17 protein-coding genes are annotated in these 24,377 nt (G+C 57.9%); 7 read left to right on the top strand and 10 right to left on the bottom strand.

The window, feature by feature from the left end:
* Nucleotides 1–97 precede the first annotated feature (97 nt).
* The 3 genes from RMO15_RS00315 (at nucleotide 98) to RMO15_RS00325 (ending at nucleotide 3,901) form a co-directional block, all read left to right on the top strand.
* Nucleotides 98–1,599 (top strand): transposase gene (locus RMO15_RS00315; RefSeq protein WP_309687996.1). Its coding sequence is split into 2 segments (ribosomal slippage): nucleotides 98–980 and nucleotides 980–1,599, totalling 1,503 coding nucleotides; the frame shifts between segments, so codons are not numbered across the junction.
* A 10-nt stretch (nucleotides 1,600–1,609) separates the two neighbouring features.
* Complete coding sequence (locus RMO15_RS00320; RefSeq protein ID WP_309706814.1) at nucleotides 1,610–2,464, top strand: IS3 family transposase; 855 nt, start codon at nucleotides 1,610–1,612, stop codon at nucleotides 2,462–2,464.
* Nucleotides 2,465–2,590: 126 nt separating this feature from the next.
* Nucleotides 2,591–3,901 carry a PDZ domain-containing protein gene (locus tag RMO15_RS00325; RefSeq protein ID WP_309706797.1) on the top strand — a complete coding sequence of 437 codons (1,311 nt, stop codon included), beginning with the start codon at nucleotides 2,591–2,593 and terminating at the stop codon, nucleotides 3,899–3,901.
* A 173-nt stretch (nucleotides 3,902–4,074) separates the two neighbouring features.
* Here the strand turns inward: RMO15_RS00325 and RMO15_RS00330 are convergent, their stop codons facing one another.
* From RMO15_RS00330 to RMO15_RS00350, 5 genes are read right to left on the bottom strand one after another with little or no spacing between them, the layout of a single operon-like run.
* Nucleotides 4,075–5,493: a DUF5982 domain-containing protein gene (locus RMO15_RS00330; RefSeq protein WP_309706799.1), complete on the bottom strand. Its 1,419-nt coding sequence runs from the start codon at nucleotides 5,491–5,493 to the stop codon at nucleotides 4,075–4,077.
* Nucleotides 5,494–5,505: 12 nt separating this feature from the next.
* A complete protein-coding gene (locus RMO15_RS00335; RefSeq protein WP_309694087.1) occupies nucleotides 5,506–8,562 on the bottom strand; it encodes an efflux RND transporter permease subunit in 3,057 nt (1,018 codons plus the stop codon).
* Complete coding sequence (locus RMO15_RS00340; protein WP_309694084.1) at nucleotides 8,559–10,082, bottom strand: efflux RND transporter periplasmic adaptor subunit; 1,524 nt, start codon at nucleotides 10,080–10,082, stop codon at nucleotides 8,559–8,561. The genes RMO15_RS00335 and RMO15_RS00340 overlap by 4 nt, the downstream gene beginning before the upstream one ends.
* Nucleotides 10,079–11,314, bottom strand: coding sequence for a TolC family protein (locus tag RMO15_RS00345; RefSeq protein ID WP_309694082.1), 1,236 nt, complete (start codon nucleotides 11,312–11,314; stop codon nucleotides 10,079–10,081). The genes RMO15_RS00340 and RMO15_RS00345 overlap by 4 nt, the downstream gene beginning before the upstream one ends.
* Nucleotides 11,311–11,700, bottom strand: coding sequence for a PepSY domain-containing protein (locus RMO15_RS00350; RefSeq protein WP_309706800.1), 390 nt, complete (start codon nucleotides 11,698–11,700; stop codon nucleotides 11,311–11,313). Before RMO15_RS00350 ends, RMO15_RS00345 begins: the two co-directional genes overlap by 4 nt.
* A gap of 141 nt (nucleotides 11,701–11,841) precedes the next feature.
* Here RMO15_RS00350 and RMO15_RS00355 point away from each other — a divergent pair, with 141 nt between their 5' ends.
* Nucleotides 11,842–12,462: a response regulator transcription factor gene (locus tag RMO15_RS00355; protein WP_309706802.1), complete on the top strand. Its 621-nt coding sequence runs from the start codon at nucleotides 11,842–11,844 to the stop codon at nucleotides 12,460–12,462.
* Nucleotides 12,459–13,811 (top strand): ATP-binding protein, encoded by a 1,353-nt coding sequence (locus RMO15_RS00360; protein WP_309706804.1) that lies wholly within the window; start codon nucleotides 12,459–12,461, stop codon nucleotides 13,809–13,811. The genes RMO15_RS00355 and RMO15_RS00360 overlap by 4 nt, the downstream gene beginning before the upstream one ends.
* Here the strand turns inward: RMO15_RS00360 and mgtE are convergent, their stop codons facing one another.
* The 5 genes from mgtE to RMO15_RS00385 all read right to left on the bottom strand — a co-directional run bounded on the left by mgtE (nucleotide 13,812) and on the right by RMO15_RS00385 (nucleotide 20,342).
* Nucleotides 13,812–15,203 carry a magnesium transporter gene (gene mgtE, locus RMO15_RS00365; RefSeq protein WP_309692411.1) on the bottom strand — a complete coding sequence of 464 codons (1,392 nt, stop codon included), beginning with the start codon at nucleotides 15,201–15,203 and terminating at the stop codon, nucleotides 13,812–13,814.
* A 239-nt stretch (nucleotides 15,204–15,442) separates the two neighbouring features.
* A complete protein-coding gene (locus RMO15_RS00370) occupies nucleotides 15,443–15,886 on the bottom strand; it encodes a hypothetical protein (RefSeq protein WP_309706806.1) in 444 nt (147 codons plus the stop codon).
* Nucleotides 15,883–16,221 (bottom strand): hypothetical protein, encoded by a 339-nt coding sequence (locus RMO15_RS00375; protein ID WP_309706808.1) that lies wholly within the window; start codon nucleotides 16,219–16,221, stop codon nucleotides 15,883–15,885. The genes RMO15_RS00370 and RMO15_RS00375 overlap by 4 nt, the downstream gene beginning before the upstream one ends.
* A 99-nt stretch (nucleotides 16,222–16,320) precedes the next feature.
* Nucleotides 16,321–19,659: a glycosyltransferase gene (locus tag RMO15_RS00380; protein WP_309692401.1), complete on the bottom strand. Its 3,339-nt coding sequence runs from the start codon at nucleotides 19,657–19,659 to the stop codon at nucleotides 16,321–16,323.
* A gap of 62 nt (nucleotides 19,660–19,721) precedes the next feature.
* Nucleotides 19,722–20,342 carry a hypothetical protein gene (locus RMO15_RS00385; protein ID WP_309692398.1) on the bottom strand — a complete coding sequence of 207 codons (621 nt, stop codon included), beginning with the start codon at nucleotides 20,340–20,342 and terminating at the stop codon, nucleotides 19,722–19,724.
* Nucleotides 20,343–20,436: 94 nt separating this feature from the next.
* Here RMO15_RS00385 and RMO15_RS00390 point away from each other — a divergent pair, with 94 nt between their 5' ends.
* Nucleotides 20,437–21,351, top strand: a complete 915-nt coding sequence (locus RMO15_RS00390; RefSeq protein ID WP_309692395.1) for an alpha/beta hydrolase-fold protein — start codon at nucleotides 20,437–20,439, stop codon at nucleotides 21,349–21,351.
* On the top strand, nucleotides 21,352–23,985 hold the full coding sequence (locus RMO15_RS00395) for a flippase-like domain-containing protein (protein ID WP_309706812.1): 2,634 nt from the start codon (nucleotides 21,352–21,354) through the stop codon (nucleotides 23,983–23,985).
* Nucleotides 23,986–24,377: the final 392 nt, after the last annotated feature.

Here is a 24,377-nt window from a genome sequence, read left to right on the forward strand (position 1 = left end):
GCAACAGAGGATGGCACGAACACACCCGATCTCTAACCCAGAGCAACAGCGTCGTCTAGATCCCGCATCATCCCATTGCACGCAATGTGGCAAATCCATGCGCATCGCTTACCAAAACAAACGCCACCTGCTTACCCTGCAAGGACGTATTGCACTCATCGTCCCGGTTCGACGATGTACTAATGCAGAGTGCAAGGCCTACAAAAAGCCAGTGCGGCCCTGGGAAGAAGGAGCACTCGCACTGCCCTTGAGCGAAACCGGGCTGGATGTGGTCGCATTCGTTGGGCACAGTCGCTATCACCAACATAAGAGTCTCAAACAGATACATCAGGATTTACAACAGCGAGGCTTGTCCCTGTGCGAACGCAGCGTGTGTAACCTGCTCCATCGCTATGAAGAACTGCTGGCGCTACGCGTGAGTGCCTCTCTGCCCCAGCTCAAAACACAAGGCCGAGTGGTGCTGGCCATTGATGGACTTCAACCCGACAAAGGCCATGAGGTGCTGTGGGTCTTGCGTGACTGTCTTTCCGGCACCATCTTGTTGGCAAAAAGTCTACTCAGTGCCGCCCAAGAAGATTTGGCAACTCTACTGCGCGAAGTCAAAGAGGCCCTGCCTGTTCCTATTTGTGCTGTTATCTCCGACGGGCAGAACTCGCTACGTCCCGCCGTGGCAAGTGTCCTGCCTGGCGTGCCACACCAACTTTGTCAGTACCACTATCTACGAGAGGCTGCCCGCCCTGTTTATGAAGCAGACCGCCAGGCCAAGAAAGAACTCAAGAAACGGGTTCGTGGCATCCGCCCCTTGGAACATGCTGTTAGGGACTCTAATGAGGAGGAGTCCCAGGTTGTCCGGGGCTACTGTCTTGCCGTGCGTAGTGCTCTGACCGATGATGGACAGCCGCCACTGGAGGCTCCGGGGCTTCGTCTCCAGGAGCGCTTGACAGCCATTTCGACATCTTTGAGTGCAATCGAAAAAAAAGGGGATTGCCCCGTTTGCTCTTGAGGCTTAAAACCCTGGTGGACAAGGGTCTGGCAGAGACTCGTGCTTTCTGGGATCCCATCCGCACAGGCTATGGTTGGGTTCATCGTGCTACCCATCTTCTCAATAACAAAGAGGAACTGGACTCTTTGACGCTACAGGATCACTATCGCCATCTACTATCTGAGATGAACGGCTTTGTTGCGGATGAAGGACTACTGGGCAAAGCGGCAACCCAGTTCTTAAAAGTGAGCCGCAGTTACTGGGACTGCCTTTTCCAATGCTATAGCCACGCCGATCTGCCTCGTACGAACAACGCTTTGGAGCAGCAGTTTGGTTCCTACAGGCATCACGAGCGTCGTTGTAGCGGTCGTAAAGTTTGCTCTGGGATGACCGTTCTTCGTGGCAGTGTTCGGCTCGTTGCTGCGCTTTCGACACCAGAGCATGCCCTTGATGCTGCGGATTTGCGTCCTCGCTGTTTAGTGAAGTTGCGTAGCTTGCGTCAGGATTTGAAGTCTCGTCACGGCGAGCGTTGCCAACAACGTCGCTTCCGTAAAGATCCACAGGCATATTTGTCAGACTTAGAGCAGCGGTTACTCAAGGTAGTTTTGCTGACGTAGAAAAAAAAAGCTGGCCTCGGAGCTGACACGAAATGAAAGAGTCAATCTACTCGAATGGGGACAGACAGCCGAGCTACCACTTACTCAGCAAGCCGAGCTGCTCAGCCTCTCACGTGGGCACCTCTACTATAAACCCGTCCCACCAGATGAAGAAGAGCTCAAGATCAAGCGACGCCTGGACGAACTCTACACCGAGGCTCCCTTCCTCGGATCACGAAAGCTCGTCACCCTCTTGGCGACGGAGAACATTCTGGTCGGAAGGCACAGAATCCGAGACTATCGCACGCAAATGGGACTCGAAACCCTCTACCCGAAGCCAAATCTGTCTAAACCAGGGGCGGGGCCGGAACACAAAATCTATCCCTATCTGCTCCGAAACCTCGCCATTGATCGCCCCAACCAAGTCTGGGGCGTGGACATCACCTACATTCGGATGGCCTCAAGCTGGATGTATCTGGTCGCCTTCCTTGACTGGTACAGCCGATACGTTGTCGCCTGGGAGGTCTCAGAAACACTCGAGCTGCCCTTCGTCCTGGACTGCTGCCACGAAGCGCTGGGCAAGACGGTGCCGGAGATTATCAACTCAGATCAAGGGAGCCATTTCACGACTGAACGCTTCACGAGCTGCTTCACGGCGGCGGGAGCGAGAGTCTCCATGGACGGTCGAGGCCGCTACGTGGACAACATTTTCACCGAACGCCTCTGGCGATCTGTCAAGTATGAGGAGGTCTACCTGAAGGAGTACAACTGTCCCCGCGATGTCCGGCAAGGACTGAGCTGGTACCTATCCTTCTATAATGAGCGCCGTCCCCACCAGGCGTTGGGCAACGCTACGCCTGCTCAAATCTACTATGCTAAGCCCTGAAAAGAGTCGAGCAAGGGCTCCGGAAACGGAGTCCACCGAGTCCCCGAAACGAGGGGAGAAATTTCTTAAAAAGCGGCCCCGGGCTGTCTTGACAAACAGGACCACCATACACCACAAGTCGCGACCGTGACACCTCCAGCTGCACTTCTGGAGCTACAAAACGGATTTGAGAGAGTGGCACAGGCCGTTCATCCTGCTGTTGTCAGTATCATGAGTCGCAAGCTCGTTCCCAACAACCCGCGACGACCCGCTTCAGGCAATCAAATCGAACGCGGTATGGGTTCCGGGTTCATTGTGCGCTCCGATGGCTATATCGTCACCAACGACCACGTGGTCGAGGGGGCGGATCGAGTGATGGTGCAGCTCGACGATGGTCGCGAGTTCCTCGGTGTGGTGCACCGCGACCCACGTAGCGACCTTGCGGTCATCAAGATCAATGCCACGAACCTGCCCACGCTGAGCTGGCAAGACGAGACGACAAAGCCCCACGTGGGACAGTGGTCGCTCGCCTTTGGGAGCCCCTTTGCCCTCAACGACACTATGACGGTCGGGATTGTCAGTGCACTAGGGCGAGAGTCGGTGATCGGGGGCGAGCAAGGGGAACAAACGCGCTACTACCCCAACCTGCTCCAGACCGATGCGGCAATCAACCCGGGAAACTCTGGCGGGCCACTACTCGATATCTTTGGCCGCGTGATGGGGGTCAATGTCGCGATCAGCTCGCCCAATGGCGGTAGCGTCGGCATCGGTTTTGCCATCCCTGCCCGCACTGCGCATGCTGTCGTGGATCAGCTCGTTGCCAAGGGAGAAGTGACGCGTGGGTTTCTGGGATTCACACCAGAGAACCTCACTGCGACCGACCGAGCACGCTACAAAACAGCCTCAGGGGTACTGGTGGCGGGTATCGAAGAGGGCTTGCCAGCGGATCGCTGTGGCCTTCGGGTCGAGGACGTGATTACGCACCTTAATAGCAAGTCCGTCTCTGATGCCGCCGAGTTGCGCGAGAGCATCTCCCGCGTTACGCCTGGCTCGGAGGTAACCCTTCAGATTATCCGCCAAGGGGCACCGCAGACGCTTCGGGCAAAAGTCGAGAAGATCCCTGATGAAGCCAATGACAGCGCAACGCCTCCCAGCGACGGTGCTGTGGGAAAGCTCGGGGTCGCAGTGGTTGACCTGACTCCTGAGCTTGCGCAGAAGCTAGGGATGCCAGGGGAGCGTAAATCAGGAATCGTGATCGTCGAGGTTGCACAGGGAAGCCCTGCTGCAGAGGCAGACCTCCAGCCGGGGGACATTCTCCTCTCGCTGGATGGGAAGCCAATGCATGCCGCAAAAGACATCTCCGCTCTGATTGAGGCTGTCTATACCGCCAAACGTAGTGAGGTCTCTCTGGTCGTCGAGCGGGGCAGCAGCCAGCTCCTGCGGCGCATTACCGTTTAGTACCTTTGCCCTTGCTGGCACTCACCGTCACTGGTTGTGGGGGAAGCGGTCGCACCTCGACACCCTTGGGGCGCACGATTGATCAGCCGGGCTGGGATTGATAGGGCAGCTACCGTCCAGCCAACGCGCAAGTGGACGGTGCTGCTTGAAGCTTATACACCACACCCTTTCTACTAAAATGGATGACCAATTCCAAAGAACAGCAGTTTGCCCTCACCAGATTGACCAATGTCCAAGGAGATAATCGTGGACTGGTTCCACGCGAGTCGCCCCCCGACGCCGTAAGAGTAGCGAATGTCGTCAAAGTTGAGCGACTGCCAGCTATCCCGCACGGTGCCTGCATTGAAGAACGGAACGACGGAGAGGGCAAAGCGCTGCCCAGCAATCTTCTTCTCCCCGAGACGTGCCCGTACCTCCCAGTTGGTAAACCACATCGAGCGCGCCATAAACCGATTCGCGCGGAAGCCCCGGAGCGAGCGTGCGCCACCAAGGGCGTTGATGCTCCCATCCGGGCTCCACTGATCCTGGTACTCAAAAAACGGAGCATTTTTCCCAAAGATATTTCCCACCGCGAAGCGCCCCGCCAAAACCGTGCGCGGTCCGACAGGGAGCTTGTGGAATGTCTTGACCTGAATCATGAGCTTGTCAAAATCAAACTGTGATCCAATAGCTCGTGCAGAGTACTCGTTCCCAATCTCAAAATACATTCCACGGGTGGGGTCGGGCTCAAAGTCACGGGTATCGTAGATAAGCGCCTGCTGTAAGATCGAGACGAGTCCTCCATCCAGCCCAATGGCCGTCCCGGCCGCTGAGTTGCGATCCAGTAGGGGCGTTCCATTCGGAGCCTGGAGCGAGGCACCAGTGACGGGGTCTACCGCGCTGGCAGGGCGTCCTCCAAAGGTCTTATAGTCCAGCCGCTGAATCTCGTAGCCGCCCAGCACCCGCCAGCGCCCCTTGTTTCCGAGCGCGTAGTCGGCTTTCACATTGAGCATCAGCTCCGAGTCCTGGAAGCGGTTCGAGAGCGAGTCAGTTACTTTCGCCGCTTCGCCGGGGCCGCCGTCACGGAGGGTCTTGCGAGCTTTTTCGTACTCCGAGAACGTGGGGTAGGTCGCCCCCCCCGGCCCCGCCGTGGGAAGTGTGAGGTTCCCTAGAGTCGCCTGAGTGATGCCAAAATAGAGGTTCGTCGGGTCTTGGCGGGCTTTGAAATCCACTTTAACACGCCAGCGAGACCCATTGATGTAGGGCCTATCATAGGAGAGAACGAGCTCCCGTGCCTGCCCGGTGGTGAACTGGGCATTGACCGTTAATTTCTCACGGTAGGGGGTGTAGGCAAAGAGTGGGTCGCTGCGTTTGCCATTATTGTAGTAGTTTCCGCGTAGTCCAAAGCCCTGACCTGCCACGGGGTCTGAGGAGATATCCGGCAGCCCTGTAAAGAAGCCACCCTCTCGTTTCTTGGCAACGTCGGCATCTGAGAGCCGCCGGACAAGAACATAGGCGGGAACGGTTTGCTCCCCTGTAGATGCAGATTTCTGCGCGTAGCTCGGAACTGTAACTAGAAGCAATCCTAGAAGACTTAAGCGAATACGTGACATTAGACTTTCCTTTTATTCAGAAGTTTTTAGTGACAAGCTGCGTCCTTGGCGTAAGACGACATAGAGCAAAGGGGCAAGCACGAGAGTGAATAGAGTAGAGCAGGTAAGACCACCTATCACTGCTACCGCGAGCGGCTTTTGTAGCTGCGCCCCCGCGCCGATCCCCAGTGCGAGCGGAACCAGTCCTAGGAGCGCTGTGAGGGTGGTCATCAGGATCGGACGTAGGCGGCGCTCGCCTGCCAGAATGACGGCTTCTTCTGGCGAGAGCCCTTCCGATTCCGCGTGCTGCGCCTGATCGAGTAGTAGAATCCCGTTTTTGACGACGATCCCTACAAGCATCACTGCCCCCATGAGGGAGCTGACATTGAGTGGTGTGTTTGTTATCCAGAGTCCCAGTGCAACCCCAAAAAGGGCCAGTGGCAGGATCAAGAGGATCGTCACCGGGGCTGTGAAGCTCTTAAATTGAAAAACCATCACGGCAAAGACGAGCAGGACGGCAAGGGCGAGAACCTGCATTAAATTTGCAAACGAAGCCTGCTGACTCTGGTACTGCCCGGCAAGGACATAAGTCACTCCGACGGGTAGTGGCTCGCTACGCATCGCCGCGCTTATATCGCGCATGACGCTTCCTAGGTCGCGGCCCTCAAGCTGAGCGGTGACCGCCATCATCCGCCGCTGGTCCTCACGCGTGATCTCACTGGTTCCTGGAACGAAAGCCAGCGTTGCCAGCGATGAGAGGGGTATATACGCCCCTAAAGGTGTCTTAATCAGAGTCGCGCCAAAACCTGCGGCATCGGAGCGTAGCGCTTCTGGATAGCGCACGCGCACTCCGACCTGACGATCTCCCTGGAGGAGTTTGGTGGCCTCGATACCGAAGAGGGCATCGCCTACCTGCTCTCCAATGTCACTCGTGCTCAGTCCTGCCCGGCCTGCCAGAAGCGGGTTCACACGCGCCGTTAGCTCCGGCCCCGATTCAACCACACCGGACTTCATGTCCGCAACGCCGGTCACTTTGGCTAGCTTCTCGGCAAGTGCTGCCCCTGTCTCTTCGAGCTGCTTCTGGTCTTCCCCAAAGAGTTTTATTTCTACAGGCTCCGGTGCACCTGCGAGATCCCCAATAAGGTCCTGGAGAACTTCGACGAACTCGACCTCAATGCCGGGAACATCCTCCGCGATCTTGCCACGAACTTCTTCGATGACGGCTTCGATATCGCGCCGCTTGCCGGACTTGAGCACGACCGCAAAGTCGCCCGTGTTGGGCTCGGTGATAAAAAAGCCGAGCTCCGTTCCGGTGCGCCGGGAGTAGGACTTCACCTCAGGGGTTGTCGTGAGGATCTCTTCGATTTTCTTGAGGAGCCTATCGCTCTCGGCGAGTGAGGTTCCCGGCGCAGTCACGTAATCGAGGATGAACGCGCCTTCGTCCATCGTGGGCATGAACCCCGTGCCCAGGCGTGTCCCGAAGAAGACCGTCCCGCCGAACGCCAGTACCGCGCAAAGAGGCAGGAGCCAGACACGCTGCCGTAGACAGCTGCGCAGAATCCGCTCGTAGAGCCGTAAGACCTTCTCAAAGAGCCTGCTGTGCTCGCGCTGGCCCACACGGGTCTTGAGAAACGCAGCGCAAAGGCTCGGGCTGACGGTCAGAGCCAGGGCGAGAGAAACCAAGAGGGCAATGGTAAGAGTGACGGCCAGCGCTGTGAAGAACGCCCCCGCAACACCCGTGACTAGGGTGAGTGGCAGAAAGACAACCACGGTGGTCAGGGTTGAGGAGATCATCGGAGCCGCGATCTGCGTCGCCGCTTGCTGGACAGCATCGTCACGCTTCGCGCCCTCTGCCAGGTGTCGGAAGACGTTCTCTACCACCACAATCGCATCGTCAATCACCAGGCCGACCCCAATGGCAAGCGCACCGAGGGTCATTAAATTGAGGGTCAGGCCGCACAGCCGCATGAGAAGAAACGTAATGAGAACCGTGACGGGGATAATCAGCGCCGTCACAAGCGTCGCCCTCATGTCGCCCAGAAAGAGAAGCAAGACAACTACCGCAAGGCCTGCTCCGATGAGCACGGCATCGCGGACACTGGCGATGGCCTCGCCGATCAGCACGGACTGGTCGTAGAAGATGCCTAGCTCGGTGCCCGGTGGTAGCGATTTCTTGAGCTGAGTCAGCTCACTTTGCACGCCCGCCACCACTGAGACGGTATTGGCATCAGGCTGACGGACGATATTGAGGAGCACCGACTCCGCGCCGTCGGCAGTGACAATGGTGGTTCTGTCCTGTGTGCTGGATTGGATTGTGGTGACGCTTCCCAGTGTGATCACCACCCCATTGCGCGTGGCAATAGGGAGCTGGTTTAGCTCCTCAATCGTGGTCGCCTCGCCGGACACCAGCGCCTGGTACTGTTGGAAGCGGATATCCAGCCGCCCCACTGAGCGCACCACGTTGTTCTTGGCGAGGGCTTGCTCCAGATCGGGGAGTGCGAGGTGAAACGCGGCGAGCTTATTGGGGTCTGCCTCTACTAATATCTCGGGGATGCGCCCCCCCTGAACGACCGCACGGGCGACACCAGGAACGCGTCCCAGAATTGGCTTGAGCTTGTAGGTAGCGAGGCTCCAGAGGGCATCCTGAGAGAGATTCTTTGAGCGTAGAGAGATCCCGAGAATGGGAAAGACCGTCGGGTTCATGCGCTCTACCGTCACCTGGGTATCGGTGGGAAGCTGGGTACGCGCCTCATTGACCTTCGCGCTCACCAGCTGCTCGGCAACCAGCATATCGGTGCCCCAGGAAAAGTCCACCGAGAGCTCCGCCGCGCCACGCTGAATCTTAGAGCGTAGACGGGCGACACCGGGAACCGTGGCGATGGCCTCTTCAAGGGGACGAGAGACACCCACCTCGACTCGGCGTGCGGGCAGCTCTCCAGCTTCGGCGATGATCACCAAACGGGGGAACGTGACATCCGGGAGGATCGCGACGGGAAAGGAGAAGAGAGTCCAGCCGCCAATCAGGCAGAGGACAACCGTCACGAAGAGAATCGCCTTGAGGTTCCCCAGCGCAAATCGAGCAAGGTTCATGGCGCTTCCACCTTGATCTTTGCCCCATCAGAGAGTTCGTACTGCCCTAGGGTGATGACTCGTGCGCCCGCCGCGAGCCCAGAGCGAATCTCTACCGCCGTATCCGTTTCTACCCCTGTCGTGACCGGGGTCATTTTGGCGACCTCTCCCGACGCGACGAAGACAACGCTCTTGCCCTCGTGGTTGAGCACGCATTCCCTCGGAACAACGATGGCTTGTGAGGCGACACGGATAACGACTTTTACCAGGATAAAGGCTCCGGCACGGACGGATTTGCTCGAACCTGTTTGGAGTCTGAGCGTGACGAGGTTGGTCTGAGGGTCTACCGATCCGATGTTTATCACACGCGCCATCTCCCCCGACGAAAGATGTGCCCGCTGACCAGCATGTACGCGTAGCGCATCGTCAGCAGGAAGGGTGGCGAGGATATCGAGCTGGCGACTGTTCGCGATTTCCAAGACGGTTCCGGCTGGGTCAGCCATGTCGCCCGGATTGAGCAAGCGTCGAACAACGACTCCTGAGAGAGGAGCCCTCAGAGTCGCGTAGTCTGATTGCGTCCGAGCGGCCTCCACGTCCGCTGCGGCCTTGCCCGCACCGCTCTGTGCTGCCTTGGCTTCTTGCACTTTCGCAGCGACGGCAAGTGTCTGCTTCTGGGCCTGGCGTAGCTGTGCTTGCGCTTGTGTTAGCTTCGCCTCTCCTGTCTTTCGGGCTTGGCTGAGCACTTCCTCGGCTTGACGGACGCGAAGTTGCCCAGCTTCCCGATCTTCTTGCCTTGCTCCGGCTCGAAGTAATTCCAGAGTCTGGCTAGCACTCTCGACACTGGCCTCCGCGACGGCCAAGGCTGTTTGTGCATCCTCGACCTGACGCTTTGCGGAGACTCCCTTCTCCTGCAGAAACGTCTGGCGCTCGACCTCTTTTGCTGCTCTGGTTCGTGTCGCTTCGGCTTGCCTAAGTGCGTCCTGTGCCTGGAGAATCTCTTGGGGACGTGCTCCCGCCAAGGTTTTGGCCAGATCCGTCTTTGCCAGATTGAGTGATGTCTTGGCTGCCTGTATGGCCCCATCCCGCTCTACTAGAGCGGCATCAATGGCGAGCTGGGCAACGCGGACACTACTTTGCTGGTCGCTTGCTGCCGCCCGCGCAGCGAGCTGAGCTTGGGAAGCTGTCGCCGTCGAGGCGCGATAGCCTGCCTCAGCACTGCGAGTCTGTGCTGCGAGTACTCGTGTGTCCAGAGTGGCAAGGATTTGACCGGCAGTCACTTGGTCTCCTTCTTTCACAAGAACACGTACCAAGCGCCCCGCCGTCTGTGGCGCGAGCTTTGTCGCTGCGCCTTGGGCGCTCTGGAAGGTTCCCTGTGCGGTAACGGTCTCCTCAATATCCTGCCGCTCTGCCTTGGTGACAGTCACAACAGCAGCGGGAGTCTCCGCCTTCGCTTCTTCTTCGGTGGCTTTTTTGCTGCATCCCGACAGAAGCCCTAGGCAAACAAAAGAGATAATCGACAGAGCAAGAGCTTTTTGCTTCATGGCAAGGGCCCTCCAATGGTGCGCTCCAGCTGAGCGCTTGCGAGCTGAAGTGTTGCCAGAGCGCGCAGATACTCGACCTGCTCGCTGGCAAAGGTGCGCTGAGCGTCAATGACCTCCAGATACCCGCTTCCCCCTTTTTCGTAACCGATCTGTGCCATCTCCAGTAGCTCCTTGGTTTTTGTCAGGCGACCCTCTCCCTCAAACGATGCAGCGATTTGAAGGGCTTGCTGGCACTCACGGAGTGCTATCTCCACCTCTAGTAGGGCAAGACGCTCCGTCTCTTTAAGCTGCAACTGCATCTCTTGTTTTGCTGCCTCTGTAGCACGTACCTCGGCGCGAATCCGACCATTATCAAAGAGAGGGAGGTTGATACCGATGCGTAGCGAGGCATCCCCGACTTGCGCCGGGTTCAGGTTGTATCGTCGTCCCTCAAGAACTACGTTTGGGAGGCGCTGCCCCTTTGCCTCGGCGATCCCAGCACTGCTGGCAAGAACCTGTGCGCGGGCCGCAAGAATGTCCGGGCGTCGAGAGAGTGCGAGGGACTGTGCCGTTGCCAAGTTTGGCAGGTTTGTCTTTGCTGTAAGAGCACCTGCGAGCACTAGAGAAGCATCGGAAGGCAGTCCTAGCAGGCTTTTTAAGGTGCTGTAGCGGTTGTCGCGATCTGTCGTGGCCTGCGTGAGTGTCTGGCGAAATCGTGCGTTTTCTATCTGGCTCCGCACCACATTACTGCGTGGAACATCACCTGCCGTGAACTGAGCGCTCGCCGCTTCTGCAAAGCGCTGTGTAGCTTCCAGGGAAGACTTCGCTTGGGCTAGCTCAGCGTCGGCACGAAGGCACTCGATGTAGGCGCTGGTGACATCACGGCGTAGATCAAGAAGCGTTGCTACCTGGTCTGCCTCAGTGGCCTTTTGTTGCTGCTCGGCTGCTTGCTTTCGTGGCCGAAGAACACCACCAGGCTCAAATGTCTGTGAGACGATAATATCCTCACCGAATCCACCGGTCTGGGAGGAACCGTAGGGGCGTGCCAGCGCGATATTGGTGTTATTCTGCTTGCCCGCAAGTTGTGTCCGCGCTTCTGCCGCCAACACTTTCGCACGGGCAGCCTGGGGCAGGGGTAGGTTCGCCTCTGCCCTTTGTAGTGCTTCACCTAGTGTCAAGCTAGACTGAGCCCAACTTGTCTCGACGATAGCTGCTTGAATTGCCAGGGCCAAGAGGAGCGCGGCAACTCTCATTTTTTCATGCGGCGAGCGGGCGCTTCTGTCTTCTCGTCTTTTTCAGGAACCGCTTTCTTCTTTCCGAGCGCGATATTGAGCTGGTCGGTAAGCTCTTTACCTTCTTCCGCGGGAGTTACTTGCTCGACAGTGCCAGCCTTGCCTGTGATGGCGTCTACTTCGACTTCGCTGAGCTTCTTGTCTTTGATAACAATCACGTCGTAAATAGGCTTGCCATTCTCTACAATGTACGTTGCCTCAAACGCTTTTCCTCCACCGAGCTTTTCCGTAGCCACCTTCATCGCTTCCCACGGTGCGATCTTGCCTTGGCTCTGCGGTCCCGCCCAGGCGAGTGCACCGATCCCAAGTGCCACAGCGCTGATTCCAAGCAAAAGACGAATCTGCATAATTTACGTATCCTTTATCTTCCCCTACAGCGTATCTTGAGGAACCTGAACGCAGGATGAACGCCAAGAAGCAATCTGCTCGGTATGATGAGCAGATGAAGCTCTTACTTGTTGAGGATGAAGGTCCACTCTCCGAGTTTTATGGCCCTTGGGCTAACCGACGAGGGCTTTGTTGTCGAGCACGCCGCGACGGGAACGCAGGCTAATGAGCTTGTCTTGACAGGGAGCTACGATCTGATCGTGCTGGATGTGATGCTTCCGGGCAAAGATGGGTTCTCACTCTGTGAGCAGTGGCGCGGGCGCGGCATCGCCACTCCCATTCTCTTTGTAACAGCCCGCGATGCCGTCGCGCAGCGGGTGCGTGGGCTCCAGCTGGGCGGCGATGACTATCTCATCAAACCGTTTGCTTTCGAAGAGCTTGTGATGCGCATCCGCACTCTGCTACGACGCTCTAGCGGTGCGCGGCCTGTCATGAGGCTTGAAGGCGGTGCACTCCTGAATCTTGGCACCCAACAGGTTCAATTGGACGCTACGGAGGTCACACTCACCATGCGGGAGTGGCAGATTCTGGAATGCCTCGCCTTGGCAGCAGGCCGCATCGTGTCTCGAAATGTCTTATGGGAGAGCGTCTGGGAGAGCGGGGCGGCACCCGATTCGAACCTGATAGATGTCTATATTCGCCGTCTCCGTGAGAAGCTGGGGATGGAGTCCATCGAGACTGTACGTGGAACGGGCTATAGGCTCAGGACTGCAAACCTATGAGTAAAGTACTCAAGACATTCCGCGCACGGCTTGCTTTCTGGATCGCCATGAGTGCACTGGGCATTCTCCTGACGACGGGCTTTGCTGTCTTTGTCAGTGTGAGAACAGCGCTCCAGGAAAAGCAAGATGAGACTCTCCTAGAAATCACTCGTACTGAGATAGAAAGCGTTGGTGGAAAGGAGATCGGAGACCCTTTAGAAATAGGTATCAATGATGAATCTATTCTTGTCTGGAGAGAGGCGACGGGGAAGATAGTCCTGGAGCGTGGGCTCGTATCACTTCGCTCTGAGAAGCGCACCGTGCGGAAGAGAGTATTCACCCATCTATACCGACACGGTCAAATCTACCGCGCACTCTATTACCCATATGAGGATAACGGAGTTCGCAATATCGCTCTCTGCATCGAATCCATGGCTCCGTTGCAGAGTACACTGCGAAGCATCGTTTTTCGTATGCTGCTCATCGGTATGTTAGGCGCAGGTGCCACCTGTCTGTTTGCGTGGAACCTCTCAGTAAGGCTCACTCAACCGCTCCGTGAAATCGCGAAACAGACGGCAAGTATCCACACCGCTGATCTTAGTCTACGGTTGCCTCACCTGTCCGAGGACGCGGAGCTAGTAGATGTTACCGAGGGAATCAATGGCATGCTCGCTAGGCTGGAGAGTCTCTTTGAAGGGCAGGCACAGTTCATTGCCGACGCTGCCCATGAGCTTCGCTCGCCGCTTGCAAATCTGCGAACGACCGCCGAAGTCGCCCTGCGTCGGCAAGACCCCAATACTCACCAGCGTGCCCTTCAGATCACTATAACGGAAGTCGAGCGCCTGACGCGTTTGACAGAAAGCCTGCTGACGCTCTCGCTCGCTGACGCAGGAGCCTTGGTGCAGGAGCGAGTCCCGGTCGATATAGCACAAATAATCACGGAGTCTGCTGAGGCGATTCGTGCTCGTGCGGAAGAAGCAGGAGTACAGCTTGTGCTTCATATCGAGCCCGCATCTCTTCAAGGCGACCGACTTCGCCTGCAACAGGTATTGGATAACTTGCTGGATAACGCGGTGCGCCACTCGCCTCAGGGGAGTCGTGTGCAGGTTCGCGTCCAACAAAAGAATGATGGGATAAGTATCAGTATTGCGGATGAGGGGCATGGCATTTCCGAGGAAGATATCTCCCGTGTCTTTGAACGTCTCTGGCGAGCCGATTCCGCTCGCGCTCGCATGACGGGAGGGTTTGGCCTCGGACTCTCCATAGTAAAAGCGATTGTCGAAGCGCACGGAGGCCGTGTCGCTGCGCGAAGCACATTAGGAGAAGGCACTGTTTTCCAGATAAGATTTCCAGCTCCACATAAGCCATAGTTAATGGAGCTGGGTTAGAAGTTTGTGAGCGATCGTGAGGTAGATCACTAGGCCCGTTGCGTCCACCAGCGTAGTGATGAGCGGCGCGGAGACCAGCGCAGGATCAATCTTGAGCTTGTTGGCCGCCAGCGGAATCAGGGAGCCGATGGTGTTTGCCCAAGTACAGATCGCCAGGATGCTGAGAGCCACGACCAGCGAGAGTTGCACCCCACTGCCCCAGAGCATCGCACGACCAAAGGCGATGAGCCCCAGCAGGATACCCAGTAGCACCCCAGAGATAAGCTCACGCACCAGAACCCGGCCTGTGTCGCTGCCCCGAATCTCCCGAAGCGCGATGCCTCGAATGATTGTCGAGACAGTCTGCGCCCCTGTATTACCTCCCGTGCCAATGAGCAGCGGCACAAAAAAGCTCAGTGCCACCACTTTAGCGAGCTCGTCCTCAAAGTGGCGCAAGACGGCTCCTGTAGCGGTCTCGGCGACAAAGAGTAGCACGAGCCAGCCGACACGGCTCTTGACCACGCGCCAGATCGGGACGGAAAAGTACGGGGCATTAATAACCCCTGGCTCCGCTGAGATAGCACTTTGCTTGAGGGCGTCCTCGGTCTGCTCCTCGGTAAGGACGTCCACGATGTCGTCCACCGTGACGATCCCCGCCATCGTGCCGTCGCTATGGAGCACGGGCATGGCAAGAAAATCGTAGCGGGAGATGAGGCGGGCCACTTCTTCTTGATCCGTGTCCACCTTGACCGAGACAATATTGCGCGTCATCACGTCGGTGAGGCACTGTGCGCTCTTGGCTCGCACCAGATCGCGCAGAGAGAGCACTCCGACAAGGCGCTGCCCCTCCATGACATAGAGATCGCTGAGTGTCTCCACCTCGGCATCGGCTTGGCGCACGGCAGCAAAGGCTTCCTCAACCGTTAGCTCGGGTGTGAGGCGCATAAACTTCTCGGTCATGAGCCGACCGGCGCTACTCTTAGGGTAGGAGAGCAGCTCGCGCACCTCCGCGGCGTCCTCTTGATCGGTCCACTGGCTTAGAAGGGCTTCCTGGCGCTCAGGCGTGGCGGACTCAGCGAGCACCTCCGCGGCATCGTCCATTGGAAGCAGATCCAGCAGGGCCGCGATGCGCTCAGGCACCTCGTTATCGAGCAGGTAGCGGGCTTTTTGCTGGTTCAGCTCATCAAGTACTTCGGCAGCACGCTCTGAGTCGAGAGCACGAAAGACACGGATCGCGTCCTCGTTAATGAGTCGCTCCATAACCTCGGCAAGGTCAGTGGGATGATGTCCTGCTAGAGCCTGGGTGAGGAGGGCCTCGTCTGCCTGAAGCAGTGTGGCGCGGACGCTCTCCTCAAGGCGAAGCGTGTTGTTGGCGATGGTTTCCATCCGAATCATGGCAGTACCTTTCCTTCCCCTGGATAGCACCGAGAAGCAGAGCCGCAAAGCTCTGATACATGGAGGCGATCAGGGAACGTATCGAGATGGAAGAGCGGTGTCATTCGCGATGGGCGACGCTGCCCAGGACACCTTCACAGAGGATTGATTAGGGGCACGTCGCCCACCGCAACGGACTACTGCCTTCCGAATTGGTAGAGTGGGCTTTCATAGTTTTCGATTACGGGTCTATATCGTTCTTAGCGCAGTCGTTTTGCAAGGTTGACCAACTCGCTCTCAGTGAGGTGGCCCATGACCATTCGGCGTTGTGTCTTGTGTTTAAAGACGAGGGCGCTCCGCTCTGGGTGGCGAGAATCTTGATGCATAAATGCACTCACGCCGCGCTCTAAGATAACGGGCTTCCAGCCTTTTTGTAGCTGGAGAGGGCGATTATTTTTAGTCTCTGTTACAAACAGCGAAACGGTTCGTTTATTGCTGGCGTAGAGAAAGTGGGCGTGTTCTCCCGGAACATGCCGCACAAGCTGCCAGATTCCCACCCGATCAGGAACGCCTGATTTCGTTGCCGCAGGCACAGCATGGATTCCGGTTTTGACCATGGGCTGATTTTTCGCTGGTGACTGTGCGATGGCAGGCCAACTACTATAGGCACTCAGAAAGAGGATCACTCCCCATATGACTCTCATCGCTGCGTCTCGGACTCTTGGAAATGAGCGGTGTGGTGTGTCTCATGCTGGTCGTAGAACCGCTGCATCTGTGCCTCACTGGGCAAGGCTTCCGCTTTCTGCTCTGGCCAAGCGAGAAATACCACAAGGGTCAGGCCAGCGAGGACAGCACCTGCTGTAAGGGATCGGTAAAGTCGAGGCGAGTGCATGCGAACCCTCGTTTCGACAGGGAACTGGTGACGCACGCGGCCCATCAAGCGCTCGCGAGCTGGCTCATGCCCCCCGATAGGGTCTGGCACCGAGGCGGCGCGGAGCATTTGTCCTAAGTCATCATCGTTGTCGTTGTTCATGATCATTAAGCCCTAAGCTTTCTCTTCCTTGTTATACCTGCACTTGAAATACTCAGAAAGATTGCCCCTATTCTTGTGCGACAGTGGCTTCGTCAAAAGTTCCTCTCAAGTTTTCCTTGAGCTGAGCTGAATACGAGCACTACCCCTACGCTCTAGCTTGCCCCAGCTTGCACGAATCCCAGAGAAAGCAGCCCTCAGGGTGCGGATCAGGACGGCAAAGAGAAGGTAACGGTAGGCGACTCTCTGGATCGGGAGCTCCCAGAGTAGGCGGTAGCGGACGCCTCCATCGAGCTGCAAGGCCAGCGCCGCCGCCGAGAGTTCCAGCAGGAGGAAGAACAGGAGATAGCCACCCGCTGCCAGCAGATTTCCCGAGAGTGCCGCAAAGAGTATCCCAAGATCCGCCGCAGGTGCGAGGGCAGGAAGCAGAAACTGAAAGACCCAGAGCAGAGGGACGACCACCATTCCGAAGGCACCGTAGCGCGGGTTAAGGCAAGTACGACGGTTCTTCCAGAGCACCTGAAGTGTCCCAAACGTCCAGCGGAAGCGCTGCTTGAGTAGCTCACTCACCCGCTCTGGTGCTTCCGTGAAGGCCGTGGCCTCGTTGTCACAGATAAGTCGCCAGCCCGCCATACGCACCCGCCACGTAAGGTCGGCGTCCTCTGCGAGTGTATCGGTCTGGTAGAGGCCCGCTGCTTTCACCGCCTCAGTACGCCATGCACCCACGCAGCCGGGAATCACGGGAATCGCATTGAGGAGCGCATAGGCACGGCGGTCGAAGTTCTGGCTCGTGGTGTACTCTAGCGCTTGCCAGCGCGCCAGGCGGTTGACCTGGTTGCCCACCTGAATATTGCCCGCAACCGCTCCTACCGTTGGGTCGGAGAAGTGACGCACAAGCTTGCTGACCGTGTCGGTAGCAAAGAGCGTGTCGGCATCCAGCCCGATGAGTAGCTCGCCACTGGCTAGGGAAATTCCCTGGTTCAGAGCGCTTGCCTTACCGCCGTTCTCTTTAACGATCAGCCCCACGCGCGGGTCATCCCCAAACGCCTGGCGCACCACGCCTGCGGTGTTGTCCTTGCTGCCATCATCCACGACAATTACTTCGAGGTTGGGATAGTCACCCGCCAGCAGCGCTTGAATCGTGCGGACGATGACTTTTTCCTCGTTGTAAGCGGCGATGACGACCGAGGTGAGCGGCTCAAAACCAGTGACTGTCAACGGTGGAGTCTGGGAGGCATGACGAAGTGCAAGAGCAGCGGTCAGCAGAAGGCGAATGGCCCCAGCGATGAGCGAGAACAGAAAGATTCCACTGAGCACTCGCCCGGTTCCTGACGAGACGGCAAAGACGGTTCTGTCCACGAGCGAGAGCCATTTCTGGCGACCCGTGACGCTTGGGAAGGCGACCGCTCGGCTCTGGCCGATGAGCTGTGAGACGGTGACAAACTGGTAGCCCTTTGCCTTAAGCCGCTCCACGACCAGCGGGATCGCCGCAACCGTGGCTGCTCGATCTCCGCCACTATCATGGAGCAGGACGATACTGCCCGACCCTGCCAAGGCATCGCCTTCAATGCTCTGGGCAAGCTGCTCTGCCGTGCGCTTCTTGGCTCCCTGCTCCCAGTCACGCGGATCTATCCCCTCGGCAACCGTAACATAGCCAAGCTTTTGCGCTGCTGCGATAGGCATCACTTCCTCACTCGTTGAGGGCTGGGAGTCCACGCCGTAGGGGGGACGAAAGAGAGTGGTGGAGTGGCCCGTGATGGCCTGAATCGCCCGTTGGGTGGCACCGAGCTCTAGCCTGGTGCGTGTCTCTCCAACCAGAGCGAGGTTCGGGTGATAAAAGCTATGGTTGCCAATATCGTTTCCCTCGTCCCAGGCACGTCGCACGAGCTCAGGATAGAGCTGGGCATTGACTCCGGTAACAAAGAACGTGGCGGGAACGCCCGCCTTCTTGAGCGCATCGAGCACGGCAGGGGTCCAGCGCGGGTCGGGGCCATCATCAAAGGTAAGCGCGATGGTCTTTGGGGCCTTGCCCGAGCGCCGGAGCACGCACGATGTCGGGTAGCTCAGAAAGCGTTCGTTGGTGATGTGGCCGCCCGTGTCGGTGGCCACGGTTCGCTCACCAGTCTGGGGAAGGGTGGCGACATCGAGCACCTCGCCCTCACCCTCAAAGTCCAGCTCGAAGCCGTACTTGACGATGCGCAGTGCCTGAGCGTCTTGCGGCTGTTTGCCTCTTCCAAAGCAGGTCCAGAGTGTGGGGTCTTCCGAGCCGATGTACCAGAGTGCCCGCCCGGTGACGCCCTTGCTCCGTGCGAAGCGCAGGAAGTTGTAGGCCGTTGCCGCATCTAGGAACCAGACCTCGTGGCGCTTGTTGTCCTCTTCATACGTGAAGTGGGGATTGCCTTGCTCCCTGTCCCAGCGAACCGCGCCGTCGCTGCCGCTCTGCGATTCCTGCGCGGTTACCATCGCTTCGCCAAAGGTGAGGGTCTTGGCCCCTGGCTTGCCCACCACCCAGTCATAGGCATAGTTGCCGATGGCGAGCACGGTCTTGTTGGCAGGGACGGCCTTTAGAAACGCGGACAGTTCCTGCTCCGCCCAGGGCTCGGGGGCGATTGCGCCCGCAATGCCGCTGGCGTAGTGCTGGTCGTAGATCATGGGAATCACAAAGTCGCAGGGGCGGGCGATGGTGGCGGCTTCTTCGGGCTCTCCTACCTGTGTACACGCACTGATCGGCAAGCCCTTTGCATGAAAGAGTGCTGCTACTTCCTGGACAAAAACGGCGAGCTTCTCTCTGTCGTCCTCACGCTCTGTCTCTAGGTCCAGGTTGATCCCCGCATAGCCGTGCTGTGTTACGTAGCTCAGAAGTGCTTCCGCTACCTTGCCCCGCTTGATAGGATCGCCCAGCATTCCATGAAGCCGCGACTCCTCAAAGTCATTGATATTAGCGGAGAAGTTATTCACTAGCGGAAAGACGGCAAGGTGGTGCTGTTTTGCCAAGAGGCGTGCTTGATCGTCGGCGGGATCGTGATCCGTCATCACGAGGCCATCACCCGTGCCATTGAGGTGGAGCCAGCCGGGAAAGAGATGGGTTAGCTCCGAGGCGTGAAGCCGCAGGGACGCGAGGCTGACCTCATCCCAGTCCACGTAGAAGGCCCCGACAACGCCTTCCCCCCTGCCCGGAGCCGCACCACCCACAGGCAGCACCAGGGGCAGAAGGGTATGATCCGGGAGAGGGGTGCGGTCGCTCTCTGCGGCGCGGCGCGGGTTGTCCGGGAGAAACTTTGGCAGGGGCAGCCGAATCCGGTGGGCGATGGGCACACTCAGGATGCTGGCAAAAAAGATCGCCAAGGCTGTCGCTAGCAGGACACCTCCCAGCAAGGCCACACGCTGGAGGAGAACTCCTCGGCGCTCAGTGGGGTCGTAGAAGATGGGACGGTTGGATTCACGCATTGTGCTAGGCAGTGCGCCACACGTGTTGAAATGGTTCCAGCCTCATGGGTCTCATGAGAGGCTCACCGTAGCCTCCACGCGTAGCCGATCCCCAAAAAGTGTTCGTTACCGCTGATATCTAGTTGTTGGTCTGGAGTGAGCTGATAGGTTATACCGCCATCCTTATACCAGGCTCCCAAACGGTAGCTTTCAACAAACAGGCTGAGGCGCTTGGTGAGAGGGCGTCCTAAGTTGAAGCCACTCGACCATCGGGAGTCCCGTACAGCATCTACTTGCAGTGTCCAGTCACGTGTTATGGCGAAATCTGCCTCAAGCGCCGCCTGTGTCTGTGACGGGTGCTCTCCACTGGTCTGCACAATCAAGCCAAGATGCGGGCGAAGTGTTGTCTTGAGGCCATAGCTGACCGGGGAAAATCCCACTCCCCGTTGCCAGCTCGGGAGTCCTAGGCGAAGCTCCGTCTGTTCAGAAACTCCGTAGCGAAGGATTCCACCATCGGTAAAAATATAGTTCCCTTCGCTACGGGTAATCCCACCTTCCAACTGAAGGATCTTCGTGCCCACGGTGTCAGGCCCATTCGTGAATCCAGGACGCTCCGGGTTGATCGGCGTATCTGCCAAAGCAGGGATTGCCGTTAAAAATAGTAGAACAATGACAAGCGACGCAGTGGACGAGAATTGTTTCATGGTGGTTCTGCGACCGGATGCGGAGAAATCGTTCCCTCGTTGCGACCTCTCACCGTTTTGGAACCAATGATGGCGTTGAGGCGCACTAGCCCCCATGAAACGCTATACAATTCTGTCACTCTTGGCTCTGATAGCCTTAACGTCGCGCCCAGCCAACGCCGATCTTCTCCGCGCCTTCCACGAGCGCCAGGTATTGGGAAACAAGCTCGCGGGCAAGCTGGAGAAGACCGAGTTTTTCTCAGCAGCCCTTGGAGAGAAGCGCTCCGTTTTTATCTACACACCACCAGGATTTTCCCAGAACCCCACGCGCCGCTACCCCGTTTTGATGCTCCTGCATGGAACACCAGGTGAGGCGGTTGACTGGCTCTACGATGGCAACGCACACCGGGCCGTAGATAGTGCTATCGCAGCGGGAACACTCCCCCCTTGCCTGATTGTGCTCCCGGATGGCCGTGGCCCGTTCTACAAAGGTGGCTCAGAGTGGGCTGATGCAAAGGGCGGTAAGTGCAACATGGAAACGGCTGTTGTGCGAGATCTCTCACAGTTTCTGGAGAGCCGCTACCACGCAGTCAGCAACCCCGCACTCTGGGCCATTGGGGGACTCTCCGAAGGTGGCTATGGCGCGGCCAATCTGGCAGTGCGCCACCCAGAGCGTTTCCAGAGTGCTCTGATCTTCTCGGGCGACCTGCGTGTAAAAGACGACTGGGGCGATGCGACGGACATTTTTGGCTCTGACCCCGCTGTCAGAAGCGCCAACTCTCCCATAGAGCAGCTCCACCATATCCTAGCAGAGGATCGCAAGAAGCTCCACTTCTACTTAGCGGTGGGGGCGGACGATGACGAGGACCTGATCAGCGACGCTACCGGGTTCTCCGCTATCGCCCGCTCGGTGGGATCCACGGTCAAGCTAGATCGTGATCCGGGTGCCCACAAGTGGGACTTCTGGAATAAGCACTTTCAGTCCGCGCTTCCCCTACTGGGGCAGTGGTGGAAACAGGCAAAGGGTTAGATGCAACGCCCTATCGTGACCTTGCTTCTTGCCTTGGCCGGAGTGCTTGCGATCTACTTCCAGCGACAAGAGCTACGCGCTGTGACGCTTGCTCTGGAGCAGGCACAGCTTCTGCCCGTGCTGGGAGCCAGCGTCTGCCAGCTTGGCTTCTTCGCCTTGATGATCGGCCTTCACAGTGCTGCGTTTCAGGCAGTAGGTGCTCCCTCGCGCTGGAGCCAGCTTGCGCCTGTGTGGTTTACCTCGCTCTTTGTGAACCTGACCGTCCCTGGCACGGGAGCCACTGCCTTTGTCACCGATGCAAATCGGCGCGGCATTTCCCCCGCTCGTGCGACGGCGGCCCTGCTACTGGTACGCGTCTGTGACCTAGCAACCTTTGGCCTGGTCTTGCTAGGTGGGCTGACCCTGCTCTGGCTCCATGATGCCCTCCGCATCACGGAGCTACTAGCTTCTCTAGGCTTGCTGGTGCTGATAGCTCTCTGGGGTGGTGGCCTTGTCCTCGCCCAACGAGCCCCGCGTCTGTTGGAGCGCCTACTCACAGGAATGGAGAAACGGGCATTTGGACGGCTCCCGATGGGCTGGGGAGTGGAGCAAGCACGCCATGCTACCGAGAGCGCAGGCGAGCTCTTTTCTCAGCCGCGCCGCCTCGTGCTCCCGCTGTGCTTGGCCCTCTTTGCCCACGTGATGGATGTGCTCTGCCTCGCGTTTCTCGGACGTGCTTGCGGACTGCACTTAACTCCAGGCACAGTTCTGGCTGCGTTCTCAGTGGGTCTGCTCTTTTGGATTGTGACGATCACCCCCGATGGCCTGGGAGCCGTCGAAGGGATGATGAGCCTTACTTTTGTCTCGCTAGGCGTTCCCATCGTGAAAGCCACGGCGGTGACTCTCGCTTTTCGGGGACTGGCTCTCTGGCTTCCCCTCGCGGTGGGGGGCCTTCTACATTTCAGCCGCCTGCGACGCAATATTCGCGGCGACATGGCGGTGAGGATGATTAGCACCCTCACTGCGCTCATGGGGCTGACGAACTTACTCAGTGCGACCCTGCCCGCCCTAGGGCTGCGTCTCGCGTTTCTGCGCAATCACCTGCCGCTCGAAGTGCGCTATGGCTCGCGGCTAGCAACCGTCCTAGCGGCGTTTGCCCTCCTACTTCTGGCTCAGGGGCTTCTTAGGCGCAAGCAGCTCGCCCACCGACTGACCATGGCGGCCCTAGTGCTCTCCGTGGTGGCCCACCTCTCCAAGGGGCTGGATTGGGAAGAGGCGACGCTAGCACTAGGGCTGCTACTTGCCCTCTGGTCGCAACGCACGAAGTTTATCGCCCGCTCGGATGGCCCAAGCATCCATCAGGGGTTTCGGGTGCTCCTTGGGGCGCTTGGCTTCACTCTGGTCTACGGGGTCTTTGGGTTCTGGCTCCTTGATCGGCACTTTGCCTACAATTTTGGCTTCCGTGCGGCGCTGGAGCAGACTCTGGCGATGTTCTTCTCGTTTAGTGATTCTGGGCCGCTGCCCATGACGCGCTTCGGCCACTGGTTTACCGACTCGATCTACACGGTTGCTGCCACGACTCTGGGCTACGCGCTCTTCACGCTCCTTCAGCCCGTGCTCCTGCGCCAGCACGCAACGGTCGCGGAGCAGGAAAAGGCACGTCTGATTGTAGAAGCACATGGCCGCTCATCGCTAGCCCGATTCGTCCTCCTTTCTGACAAGCTCTACTGGTTTAGCCCAGGTGGCTCTGTCGTGGGCTATGCTCTGGTAGGGCGCTCCGCCGTTGCCCTAGGCGATCCCATTGGTCAGCAAGAAGACTGCGCCGTTGCCATTGAGGGCTTTGTGGCCTTCTGCACGGAGAACGACTGGGAGCCCGCTTTTTACCAGACTCTGCCGGATCACCTGGATGCCTATGAGACAGCGGGGCTGCAGGCACTCGGGATCGGGAGCGAAGCTGTGGTAGAGCTGGAGAGCTTCACGCTGGCGGGACGTGCGGGAAAGAGCCTTCGTGGGGGAGTGGGGCGGCTAAGAAAATCAGGCTATACAGCGGAGGTGCTTTCACCGCCCTACACCCCCGAGTTCCTGCACCAGCTCAAGGCTGTTAGTGATGACTGGCTACACCAGCAGCACGGCGGAGAGAAGCGCTTCTCCCTGGGCTGGTTTGATGAAATCTATCTGAGTGCTGGCCCGGTTACCGTGGTGTATGACCCCGGTGGTACCGTGGTAGCCTTTGCGAATATCATCCCGGAGTACCAGAAATCGGAGAGCACAATTGATCTGATGCGCCGTCGCCGCAGTGCGGAGTCCGGGGTGATGGATCTTCTCTTTGTCACGCTGTTTGAGTGGGCAAAGGAACAGGGCTTTGCCACTTTCAACCTCGGGCTATCTCCGCTCTCTGGAGTCGGGCAGGACGCAACCGATCCCCTCGTGGAGCGCGTGCTCAATCTCGTGTTTCGGCGGGGCGGTCGCTTCTATTCCTTTGAGGGGCTTCATGCCTACAAGCGCAAGTTCCAGCCACGCTGGGAGCCGCGATACTTGATCTATCGCAGCTCGCTGGCCTTACCACAAGCCGCCGCCGCCGTGGTTCGTGCGGACAATCCAAATCGCTCACGATGGAACAGATGGAACTATCGAAAACGCTCTGAAGTGACCTAATAAAAACTATGAAAGCCCACTTTACCAACTAGGAAGGCAGTAGTGGGGTACGACAACGATTCGTGCATTTTACAGCCATAGGCTCTTGATCAATCCCGATACTTCTCACCATTGGCGAGACATTGTTTAAGTGACGGGTTTAGTGACACATTTCAGCTCCGGTCCAGCCTGATTATTTCTGTCACATAGACGGAGGTTTAGGTGACAGAAAGCCACGGCTTGGGTCAACTGTAGATGGGAAGCCTCTCGAAATTGCCTTGTGGCTGTAAAATGAACGAATCGTTGTCGTACCCCACGAAGGGCTTACCTTCAGTGGAGCCAAATGCCGAAGGAAAAAAAGCGGTAAAGACTCAAGACGGCGATGGTACATAAAATGGGGGCAGCTCATCTTG

Source organism: Armatimonas sp. (assembly GCF_031410135.1).
In the GTDB taxonomy this organism is placed as follows: domain Bacteria; phylum Armatimonadota; class Armatimonadia; order Armatimonadales; family Armatimonadaceae; genus Armatimonas.

Bases quoted from the DNA above. Each gene is read 5' to 3' on its own strand.
- RMO15_RS00330 (WP_309706799.1), bottom strand. From the start codon at position 5,493: ATGTCACGTATTCGCTTAAGTCTTCTAGGATTGCTTCTAGTTACAGTT.
- RMO15_RS00335 (WP_309694087.1), bottom strand. From the start codon at position 8,562: ATGAACCTTGCTCGATTTGCGCTGGGGAACCTCAAGGCGATTCTCTTC.
- RMO15_RS00340 (WP_309694084.1), bottom strand. From the start codon at position 10,082: ATGAAGCAAAAAGCTCTTGCTCTGTCGATTATCTCTTTTGTTTGCCTA.
- RMO15_RS00345 (WP_309694082.1), bottom strand. From the start codon at position 11,314: ATGAGAGTTGCCGCGCTCCTCTTGGCCCTGGCAATTCAAGCAGCTATC.
- RMO15_RS00350 (WP_309706800.1), bottom strand. From the start codon at position 11,700: ATGCAGATTCGTCTTTTGCTTGGAATCAGCGCTGTGGCACTTGGGATC.
- RMO15_RS00355 (WP_309706802.1), top strand. From the start codon at position 11,842: ATGGCCCTTGGGCTAACCGACGAGGGCTTTGTTGTCGAGCACGCCGCG.
- RMO15_RS00360 (WP_309706804.1), top strand. From the start codon at position 12,459: ATGAGTAAAGTACTCAAGACATTCCGCGCACGGCTTGCTTTCTGGATC.
- mgtE (WP_309692411.1), bottom strand. From the start codon at position 15,203: ATGATTCGGATGGAAACCATCGCCAACAACACGCTTCGCCTTGAGGAG.
- RMO15_RS00370 (WP_309706806.1), bottom strand. From the start codon at position 15,886: ATGAGAGTCATATGGGGAGTGATCCTCTTTCTGAGTGCCTATAGTAGT.
- RMO15_RS00375 (WP_309706808.1), bottom strand. From the start codon at position 16,221: ATGATCATGAACAACGACAACGATGATGACTTAGGACAAATGCTCCGC.
- RMO15_RS00380 (WP_309692401.1), bottom strand. From the start codon at position 19,659: ATGCGTGAATCCAACCGTCCCATCTTCTACGACCCCACTGAGCGCCGA.
- RMO15_RS00385 (WP_309692398.1), bottom strand. From the start codon at position 20,342: ATGAAACAATTCTCGTCCACTGCGTCGCTTGTCATTGTTCTACTATTT.
- RMO15_RS00390 (WP_309692395.1), top strand. From the start codon at position 20,437: ATGAAACGCTATACAATTCTGTCACTCTTGGCTCTGATAGCCTTAACG.
- RMO15_RS00395 (WP_309706812.1), top strand. From the start codon at position 21,352: ATGCAACGCCCTATCGTGACCTTGCTTCTTGCCTTGGCCGGAGTGCTT.